Genomic DNA, 10,324 nt, shown 5'->3' with positions numbered 1-10,324 from the left:
ACCAATGATTGGTCCAGAAATAATTTACACGGAAAGCTGCAGCAGGATACTGCCGTCCGATATTTCAACGATCCACGGTTTGGGAAAGTAGCTTCCCTTACAGGAATAGGCAATTCTTATATTACGCTTCCATCGGATGTAGTTAAAGAGATGGAATCCTTCAGCATTTCGACCTGGATCCTGCCCAGGTCAGGAAATTCCATAGCAGCACTGTTTTCCATCGGCAGGAAAAACAGCCCTCATTTTTCTTTTAACCAACTCAACCTGCCTGGTATTGAACTTAACAAATGGACACATATTGCCCTGGTCATTGATCCTGCTGCCAAAACCATGGTACTTTATGTGAACAGTAAGCAAGCAGGAGCGGGCCGTCCTATTCCTGCCGAACTGGAAAAACTTACCGGTCAGCTGGCACCCGAAAACACCCCGGTATATATCGGGAAAACGATGCTATCACAAGAAGGCAATCTCAATGCGTTGCTGCATGATTTCCGGATTTACCGAGTGCCGCTCAGTAATGCACAGGTTACAGGCATTTTTAATAGCGCGCAGCGTGGATTGAACGATGGATCCGTTAATGTTCGCCAGCAACAACAGGAACTACCAGTATTTGCGCCCGATTATCCCCAATTATATACAGCTTACCTGCTGGGCGTGGAAGACTGTAAAATAACCACCAGGGTAGGTCATTTACCAAGATTACCAGCCTATCTTAAGGCAACCTATCGCCCTGGTATAAATGGTCCAAAGGTTAAAGTTATCTGGCCGGCGGCTATCGATAATGCAGCCGTTTTAAAACCCGGGCAATACGTGCTTACCGGGCGTATTGCGGGCACCAGGTTTCAACCCAAAGCTATCGTTACAATAGTCGAAGGTAAACCTGCCGAAACGCCCCAGGCAACCCTGGAATTATTTGCATTGGATAGGGTAGACTTATTACCTAACAGAAAAGGGCAACCGACAAAATTTATCGAGAACCGGGATAAATTTATCAATACCCTCGCTAAAACGGATCCGAATTCTTTCCTCTATATGTTTCGCCATGCATTTGCACAGCCTCAACCGCCAGCAGCTCAACCATTGGGAGTTTGGGACAGTAAGGATACCAAACTAAGAGGACATGCCACCGGTCATTATATGACGGCCATTGCCCAAGCCTATGCCAGCACCGGGTATGACAAAAAGCTACAGGCCAATTTTGCGGGTAAAATGGATACAATGATCAATACCCTGTATAGCTTATCCAGGTTATCGGGCAATGATCCAGCCGCTGTACCTCCGGGGCCGGGCAAAAGCGGCTTTGATTCTGACCTGAGCGATAGTGGCATAAGAAAAGATTACCAAAACTGGGGAAGAGGTTTTATAAGCGCTTATCCGCCCGATCAGTTTATTATGCTTGAAAAAGGGGCCAAATATGGCGGCCAGGTAAACCAGGTATGGGCACCCTATTATACCCTGCACAAACTTCTGGCCGGCTTGCTGGACATATACGAGGTGAGCGGAAATAAAAAGGCCCTGGAAATTGCCACCGGAATGGCAGACTGGGTGTATGCCCGGTTAAGTAAGATACCGGCAGACACACTCACCAAAATCTGGAATACCTATATAGCCGGTGAGTACGGAGGTATGAATGAAGTAATGGCCCGGTTGTACAAAATCACGCAGCGCCCCCATTACCTTAGAACCGCGCAACTGTTTGATAATATAAAATTATTCTACGGCGATTCGGGGCATTCGCACGGCCTGGCAAAAAATGTAGATCTATTCCGCGGATTGCATGCCAACCAGCACATTCCCCAGGTTGTTGGAAGCATGGAAATGTACAGGGTATCCAACCAACCTGACTATTATCAAATAGCCGACAATTTTTGGTACAAGGTGGTGAATGATTATATGTATAGCATCGGTGGGGTAGCGGGGGCTCGCAACCCGGCCAATGCCGAATGTTTTGTGAGTCAGCCTGGTACCTTGTATGAAAATGGTTTATCGCTCGATGGGCAGAATGAAACCTGCGCTACCTACAATATGCTCAAGCTAACGAACCAGCTGTTTTTGTACAACCAGCAGGCCAGGTATATGGATTATTATGAACGCGGGCTCTACAATCATATTCTTGCTTCCGTGGCGGAGAACAGCCCCGCCAACACCTACCATGTACCGCTAAATCCGGGTGCAGTAAAACATTTCGGCAACCCCGCTATGACCGGGTTTACCTGTTGTAATGGTACCTCCATAGAAACTAATACCAAGCTGCAGCAGGCCATCTACCTGAGATCTGCCGATAACCGATCGCTCTACGTAAATCTCTTTATTCCTTCCGTACTTGATTGGAAGGAGCGGGGTATCCGGGTAGAACAAGCAACAAATTTTCCCGAAGAAGAGCAAACCAGCTTAACTATAAAAGGAAATGGGAAATTTAGTGTATTCATACGAGTACCCGGTTGGGCTACCAATGGATTCCTTGTTTCAATCAATGGGAAAACACAAAATCTAACTGCCCGTCCGGGAACCTACCTGGAAATAAACAGGTCCTGGAAAAATGGCGATTGCATCAACCTGCGCATGCCTTTTAACTTTTGGTTAGACCCGGTCATTGACCAGCAGAATATTGCCAGTTTATTCTATGGCCCCATCCTGCTGGCCGCACAGGAAACAGCTCCGGGAAAAGAATGGAGAAAGATCCGATTACCGGTAAAGGAACCCGGTAAAAATATAAAAGCAACCCCTTCCAGCCTTGAATTTTACCTGGATGGCATCCTGTTCAAACCTTTTTATAATACCTATGGACGACACTCGGTATACCTCGATGTTTTGCTAACAGACGATGAGGCCCGGTGAGGCATAAAAATTGCAATTCTTCTAAATGATGGAATTAATCCACATCATTTTAAAAGAATGAAAAAGAAATACCTGGAATTCTTCGAAAAGATTTCCTCCAAAATAACTAAATGGACAGGAAGCCCTGCTGTAGTACTCGCAGCGTTTTTACTTATAATAATTTGGGGGGCAACAGGTCCTTTTTTTAATTTCTCGGAAAACTGGCAACTGATAATAAACAGCAGTACAACCATTATCACCTTTCTAATGGTTTTTATTATTCAACACAGCCAAAATAAAGACACCCTTGCTATACAGATGAAATTAAACGAATTACTGGCTACCCAAAAAAATGCCAGCAATACCTTGATCAATATTGAAGACCTGACAGAAGAAGACCTCGAAAAAATTAAAGCACACTATAATAAATTAGCCGAATTATCAAAGAACAAGGCAGCTATCACGGAAACCCACGGACCGGATGAGGCAAGTAGTCGGCATAAGGAGAAAGAAAGCGGCAACTAACGCGTAGTTTATCTACACTAACACGGGCTTTCATCCAAAAAATCAAAAGGCATAGTTTTTTCTGCAATACGGAAAAGTATTTATTATGAAAAAACCACATTTTTTTGATGCAAAGCGATACCTCTTTGCCGGGACTTTGATGCTTGCAGCAGTGTTCATGGTATCTTGTGATAAGGATGACGATGATAAACCAGACCCGGCAAATGCCCGGTATACCATAACAGGAACCGCTAATGGCCAGCAGCTTACCCCACCGGTCGAAGGAAGCGGGTCGGCCAGTTTTAACGGAACCTACGATTCTTTAAACCGCCAGCTCATATTTACTTCAGCCTGGACGAATTTATCAGGCGCTCCCACTTCGGCCTCTTTTTACAATGGCCAAACTGGTGCAAGCGGTACACCTATCGGCTCTGCCTGGACATTTGATCCCTCCGCCGCTGCATCGGGCACTTATACCGATACCATTAATGTATCTTCCGATCAGGTACAGGCCTTATTAAATGGGAACTGGTATTATATATACAATACCGGAACCAATGCAAACGGCGAAATTCGGGGTCAGTTAGCTGCCACCCGGCAATAACAGCCTGCACTACCCGAATAGCGTGAAAAGAAACTAAACTGTTTTTTTCACGCTATTTTTATGAACTGAATTTGAAATTTTTCTGCTTGAAAAAAGCCAGTTTATTGTACAGGGTTTTACGATCAATTTTAAGAAGCCGGGCTACTTTAGCTTTATTATTGTTATGCTCCTGAAGGGTATTTGTAATTAATTCAAACTCCTGCAACTGGAGAATCTCTTTCAAGGTAGCAGGTTTGTTTCGGTTAACAACCAGTTCCTTTTCTGCTCTTTCTTGCGGCCAACCTTCCAGTACAGTATCCATGCTGCTCAAAGCGTCTGTACCAAAAATGGTAGCAGGTAAGTCCTGGGCCTCAATAATGGAATTGGCTACCAGGCAGGAACGTTTTAATACATTATTAAGTTCTCTCAAATTACCTGGCCAGTCATACGTACGCAAAAGTGCTAAAACGGTTTCTGTATAGCCATTTATCTGTTTATTAAGTTCTGCATTCGCCTGCTTTATAAAATAATCAACCAGCAATGCCATATCCTGCTTCCGCGCTCTTAACGGCGGCAATTCTATATAAAACTCATTTAACCGGTAGTACAAATCTTCCCTGAATATGCCGGCCTGGCATTTTTCCTCCAGTTTTTCATTGCTGGCTACAATAATCCGTACGTCAATCGGCCGGTCTTCTGAACTACCAATTCTTTTTATTTTTCGTTCCTGGAGTACACGTAACAAGGCCACCTGTATAGAATAAGAGAGGTTGGCAATTTCATCCAAAAAAATGGTACCCCCGTTGGCTGCTTCCAGGCAACCCGTTTTATCCTGCACGGCGCCGGTAAATGCACCTTTCTGATGACCGAATAATTCACTATTCGCCAATTCCTCCGTTAATGCGCCACAGTCAATTGCTATAAATGGCATGGCCGATCGATCACTCTTTTCATGAATCAGTTTAGCAATCCGCTCTTTTCCGGTACCACTTTCTCCATAAATGATCACTGAATAATTAGTATTGGCCACCATTTTTGCCTGTTTAATTGCCAGTAGAAATGCAGGATCGGTGCCAATAATTTCCTGGCCATTGGAAACCTTAAAAGCAGCCGGGTTATATAATTTTTCAGGCGTTGCTGTTTCTCCGGCTTTTTGCACCGAATGCAGCAGGTCATCCGGCAGAAAAGGTATAAGAAGATAGTCTGCAGCCCCGGCTTTAATGGTTTCAATAGCCAGCCTTAAATCATCTTTCCGGTGCGTAAAAATAATGACCGGCGCAGTTGATTTCTGTTGGAGTACGTTCACTAAAGAAGCGCCGGCATATTTCCCCCAATTCGATTGGCTGATTACTATACAATTGTCTGTTTCTTTTTCCCCGAATGATTGCCAATCCTCTAATGAACTTAGCGTTACAACATCATATGATTTTCTTCTGAGATAATCACCTATTAAAGTGCGCTGGTAGGAATCATCCGTTAATAGAATAATTTTTTTCATATTTCCAGGTTTATTTGAAGAAGCGGGGGCCACTTAAATCTGTAGAACAAAAACCAGATGAATACCCCTTTATAACTAAACAAACAATGTTCCAAAATTCAAATTGGTACAGTTTGTAGGCAGGTATCTACAAAATAAGCTGAAATAGCGCTGGAATGAGATTAGCAGGAACAGCCATATGCAAAATCAGGTTATCATTCAGTTATTTCACTGGTATTTACCGGCAGATTGCCAGCACTGGAAATTTCTGGCTGGAGAAGTAGATAAGTTAAGCAGGCTTGGTTTTACCATGGTACTGCTGCCTCCACCCTATAAATCGGCCAAGGGTAGAGAGGAACCAGGGTATGCCGTATATGATCTTTATGATCTGGGAGAATTTGATCAAAAAGGTACTATTCCAACAAAATACGGTACAAAAGAAGAGTATCTTGAACTTCTTCACTTATTGCAACAGGCAGGCATTTTACCCATTGCAGATTTAGTACTCAATCACAAACTAGGCGGAGATGAGATGCAACAGGTACCTGTTCGCGCCGTAGACAGGAACAACCGAACTCATTATCTATCAGACGAACAACAGGTTGAAATGGATTGCGGATTCCGGTTTCCCGGCCGCAATAAAACCTATTCTGCCTTTGAATGGAACTGGGATTGTTTTTCGGGGTTTGAAAAAGACGGACAAGTATGGAAAATTCAGTCGGACTATTCCAGGGATAGTTGGGATTGGTTGCTTAGTACTGAGAAAGGCAATTTTAATTATTTACTAGGGCTTGATATAGAATTCAGGAATCCAGCTGTAAGAGAAGAGCTGCTGCGATGGCTCAACTGGTTTATTGCAAGCACTGGCCACCAGGGTTTTCGACTGGATGGATTAAAACACATGAATCCCGGCTTTACAGCATCCGTGTTACAAAACTTACAGGAACAAACCACTGAAAATAGCATTGTTATAGGGGAATACCTGTCGCATAATAAACAAGAGCTGGCCGCCTTTCTTGAACAGGTGAATTTTGCCTGCAACCTCTTCGATTTTCCGCTGCATAAAAATTTTATGGATGCTGCCAAACTGGGAGAACACTACGACCTGCGTACGATGTTCAATGGCAGCCTGGTGCAGGAGTATCCGCTAAATGCCATAACCTATGTAGACAACCACGATACCCAACCGCTCCAGGAAAAGAACAACTATATACCAGACTGGTTCAGGCGCCTTGCATATACCCTTATTCTGCTCCGGGAAGGAGGTATTCCAGTAGTATTTTACTGCGATATTTATGGCGCTGAATATGGAAAAGATGCTGCACGTATTCAGCTGCGTCCATTGGAACTGCTGCCTCAACTCTTATCACTGAGAAAAATTACGCGTATGGGTGCCAAAGAGATTTTTTTAACAGTCCGCAAACCATTGCCTGGACGAGAGAAGGTGGTATAGCCGGTTGTTTGGCTGTTATTATTTCCTATGAAAAAGAGGCTGGGCTGGAGCTTGATTTTGGCACCACCAATAAAGACAAAACGATCAAATCCATTTTGTCAGAACAGGAAGATTATATTAAACTGGATAGTTCGGGCAGGGCATGGTTTCCTCACAAAGGGGAACTGCTTCAAATATGGATTGCAGTAAACGACTAGCAGAGTGGAATTCTTCCACACCTGAGGGCGGTATAATGTTTTTATTGATTGCTTAAAATCAATCGCATGAAAGGAATAAAACACTTAACGGGAATCATGGTATACCAGTTCGGTGGTTTCCAGCAATTTGGTTAGGATGGAAGAAGCAAAATATTGCTGAGCAGCAACACCGGTATGTTCTTCGGCCATTAATTCAACAGTTATCAATTCCTGTTTTTTATACCAGATAGAATAATAACAGTACGGATTTTCAGGTGGCGCATGATCGGGTGGCGTAGCAAAACCTGTTACACCAATCGACCATTCACTTAAAAAAAGAGTAGCTACGGTGGCGGCCATTTTACTGGCAATTGCAATGGAAACTGAATTCGTTCTTGCAGCTTCCAGGGGGTCTACCTTAAGGTGAAGAGATTTCTGCCCTGCATTATAAGCTGTAATCCCGCCCTGAAAAAACTGCTGGGCCTTGGGAAAAGAGCTTAATAAAAACTGGATATAACCGCCTGTTACACTTTCGGCAACGCTGATGCTCTCTTTTTTTGCTAACAAAATCCTTCCTAAATGTTCGATCGTTGTTTGCATCGTGGAACCATTAATTTTTAATCGAAAACAAAATAATTATGCCATTAAAAAAGCAGTAGATTATGAGTTTACTATCGTACCATGCTTCCCAGGAACAATTTAGTCCGGCTGAATTGTTGCAATATGTACAACTGGCTGCCGAGGCCGGCTTTAGCGGAATTCACTCCTCTGATCATTTTCATCCCTGGAGTATTCGGCAGGGGCAAAGTGCCTTTACATTTAGCTGGATAAGTGCTGCCATGATGCAGTGTTCACTGCCCTTTAGCATGGTCTGCGCACCGGGCCAACGCCTTCACCCGGCCATAGTTGCACAAGCCATTGCCACCCTGGGAACTATGTTTCCCGGAAGGCTAACCGTTGAACTGGGAAGTGGTGAAGCATTGAATGAATGCATAACCGGCGATCCCTGGCCGTCAAAAAACTTAAGGAATGAACGCCTGCTTCAGTGCAAACATGTCATCAGTCGTTTGCTGCAGGGAGAAAAAGTAAATTTTTCCGGATTAATCACTGTTAAAAATGCCCGGTTATTTACCCTGCCAGAAATTATACCTCCTTTATTCTGCGCCGCCTTATCAAAGCCAACCGCAGCATGGGCAGGTACATGGGCAGATGGGTTGCTTACCACCGTTGATAAAACCGCCGAACAGATCGCTTCCAAAATAGCGGCATTCCGTCAACAAAAAGGTAGCAATGCCCCCGTACACCTGCAATTCTGTTTCTGTTATGACAGAACTAAAACAGAAGCCATCCGGCAGGCACATGACCAATGGAGATCCACGATGGTTGGCAGCAAAAAACTTGCAGAGCTAAGCCAGCCCGAAGAATATGACCAGTTGACAGAAGATATCACAGCAAACCAGGTTGCCGCAAATATTCCGATTATAACTGAAATAGAAGAACTGAAAGATCGGATCAATGAGTTGAAAACGCTTCGGGCAACCTGTATTCACCTGCATAATATCAGCCGACACCAGGAATATTTCCTGCAACAAGCTACTAAACTTTTTACCTAACCATAAAATCAAACATATGAACCATTCCTCTTACCAGGCATGTATAGACGCCTGCAGACAATGTGCCAGCATTTGTAATCAATGTGCTGCGGCCTGTTTACAGGAACAGGATCCGGCAATGCTGGTTACCTGCATTCGGCTCGACCTCGAATGTGCCGTAATCTGTTCCGCCGCCGCTGAATTGATGGAACTCGAGGGAACGCAGGTAGATAAGCTTTGTGCTATCTGCGTGGAAATTTGTAATAAATGTGCAGAAGAATGTGAAAAACACGGTAAACATGGCATGGAACACTGCGCAGAATGTGCCGCTGTTTGCCGGGCATGCGCAACCGCCTGTTCAAAGATGATAGCGGTTTAAAGGGAAGCACTGTATCAAAACCGGACAATTTCTGTATCATTTTCGCAACAGCAATACCTTGATAAGAATATTCAAAATTCTGAAAATCAGATAATTACGATTTTGGCATAAGTTCCGTTGGGTATATGTAGGTTTTCTTTCCCAGAAACTATTAGAAACAACGGCCATGATCAAAAATTATTTCAAGATTGCCTGGCGCAACCTGATGAAAAGTAAAGGATACAGTGCCATTAATATTGGCGGACTAGCAGTGGGCATGGCCATTGCGCTAATGATTGGCCTATGGGTACATGATGAACTGAGTTTTAACAAGTATCATAGGAATTATGCACGCATTGCGCAAGTAATGCAGCATGCCAATTACAATGGTAAAATTGCCTCACAGGTTTCGAACCCGGCCGTAATGAGCCCGGAACTAAAGGCAAAATTCGGCAGTGATTTCAAATATGTAGTGCAAACCTCCTGGGAAGGAACACACTTGTTAAGCGTAGGAACAAAACATATAAAATCTGGCGGAATATTTATGGAGCCGGATGGCCCGGCCATGTTATCCCTGAAACTCCTGAAAGGCTCAGCAGCGGGCATGAAGGATCCGTACAGCATTTTACTATCCTCTTCTGTAGCCACCAGTATTTTCGGCACACAGGACCCCGTTAACAAACTCATTAAGCTGAATCGTAAACATGATTTAAAAGTAATTGGGGTATATGAGGACCTTCCAGAAAACACCAGTTTCCGGGCCTTGAAAATTATTATGCCCTGGGAATTATGGCTTATTGATAATCCCTGGGTAAAAAATATGGACGATCCCTGGGATAGTAATTTCAGTCAAACCTTTGTGCAACTAGCCGATAATGCCGATATGGAGGCAGTATCTCGCAAAATCAAAAATATAAAACTCGACCAGGTACAGGAATATGCCAGAAAATACGAATGGGCTGTTTTTCTTCACCCCATGTCGAAATGGAATCTCTACAATGAATTCAAAAACGGCCTCAATACCGGCGGAAATATTCAATACGTATGGATGTTCAGTATTATCGGGATTTTTGTGTTGTTACTTGCCTGTATCAACTTTATGAACCTGAGCACGGCTAGAAGTGAAAAAAGATCCAAAGAAGTGGGCATACGTAAAACGGTAGGGTCGCTTCGCTGGCAACTGATCGTACAGTTTTTTTCTGAATCCTATTTGATTGTATTACTTGCTTTTATCATTTCTTTTGTAATCGTTCAGCTCTGCTTGCCCATCTTTAACGAAGTGGCGGGTAAGAAAATGAGCATTCCCTGGGAGAGCGGTCTGTTCTGGTTATTCAATATCTTATTTATTTTGGTTACAGGAGTGC

General features: G+C 43.7%; 10 protein-coding genes. 8 read left to right on the top strand and 2 right to left on the bottom strand.

All coding sequences use genetic code 11. The annotated features are described in order from the left end of the window. The 3 genes from A1D16_RS19780 to A1D16_RS19770 form a co-directional block, all read left to right on the top strand. On the top strand, positions 1-2,838 hold a 2,838-nt coding region (locus A1D16_RS19780), incomplete at its 5' end, for a beta-L-arabinofuranosidase domain-containing protein (protein WP_290712754.1). Positions 2,839-2,895: 57 nt separating this feature from the next. Next, positions 2,896-3,342, top strand: coding sequence for a low affinity iron permease family protein (locus A1D16_RS19775; protein WP_290712752.1), 447 nt, complete (start codon positions 2,896-2,898; stop codon positions 3,340-3,342). An 85-nt stretch (positions 3,343-3,427) separates the two neighbouring features. Then, positions 3,428-3,925, top strand: a complete 498-nt coding sequence (locus tag A1D16_RS19770; protein WP_290712750.1) for a CHRD domain-containing protein — start codon at positions 3,428-3,430, stop codon at positions 3,923-3,925. Positions 3,926-3,983: 58 nt separating this feature from the next. On the opposite strand, the gene A1D16_RS19765 is transcribed toward A1D16_RS19770, so the two are convergent. After that, a complete protein-coding gene (locus tag A1D16_RS19765; protein WP_290712748.1) occupies positions 3,984-5,402 on the bottom strand; it encodes a sigma-54 dependent transcriptional regulator in 1,419 nt (472 codons plus the stop codon). A 178-nt stretch (positions 5,403-5,580) separates the two neighbouring features. On the opposite strand from A1D16_RS19765, the gene A1D16_RS19760 reads away from it, so the two are divergent. Together A1D16_RS19760 and A1D16_RS19755 are read left to right on the top strand one after the other, a co-directional pair. Next, entirely contained in the window at positions 5,581-6,834 is a 1,254-nt protein-coding gene (locus A1D16_RS19760) for an alpha-amylase (RefSeq protein ID WP_290712747.1), read from the top strand. Positions 6,835-6,842: 8 nt separating this feature from the next. Continuing rightward, positions 6,843-7,031, top strand: a complete 189-nt coding sequence (locus A1D16_RS19755; RefSeq protein ID WP_290712745.1) for a hypothetical protein — start codon at positions 6,843-6,845, stop codon at positions 7,029-7,031. A gap of 84 nt (positions 7,032-7,115) precedes the next feature. Here the strand turns inward: A1D16_RS19755 and A1D16_RS19750 are convergent, their stop codons facing one another. After that, positions 7,116-7,610, bottom strand: a complete 495-nt coding sequence (locus A1D16_RS19750; RefSeq protein ID WP_290712743.1) for a CinA family protein — start codon at positions 7,608-7,610, stop codon at positions 7,116-7,118. A gap of 62 nt (positions 7,611-7,672) precedes the next feature. Here A1D16_RS19750 and A1D16_RS19745 point away from each other — a divergent pair, with 62 nt between their 5' ends. The 3 genes from A1D16_RS19745 to A1D16_RS19735 all read left to right on the top strand — a co-directional run. Next, complete coding sequence (locus A1D16_RS19745; protein ID WP_290712741.1) at positions 7,673-8,623, top strand: TIGR03557 family F420-dependent LLM class oxidoreductase; 951 nt, start codon at positions 7,673-7,675, stop codon at positions 8,621-8,623. 16 nt (positions 8,624-8,639) lie between these two features. Continuing rightward, positions 8,640-8,981, top strand: a complete 342-nt coding sequence (locus tag A1D16_RS19740; protein WP_290712739.1) for a four-helix bundle copper-binding protein — start codon at positions 8,640-8,642, stop codon at positions 8,979-8,981. Positions 8,982-9,147: 166 nt separating this feature from the next. Further along, positions 9,148-10,324 (top strand): ABC transporter permease (locus A1D16_RS19735; RefSeq protein WP_290712737.1); only part of this gene is annotated, 1,177 nt, incomplete at its 3' end.

Origin of the sequence: Flavihumibacter sp. CACIAM 22H1, from assembly GCF_001601815.1 — a bacterium.
Classification (GTDB): domain Bacteria; phylum Bacteroidota; class Bacteroidia; order Chitinophagales; family Chitinophagaceae; genus Flavihumibacter.
The sequence above is the reverse complement of the archived record's forward strand: the minus strand, read 5'-3'. Positions and strand labels throughout refer to the sequence as shown.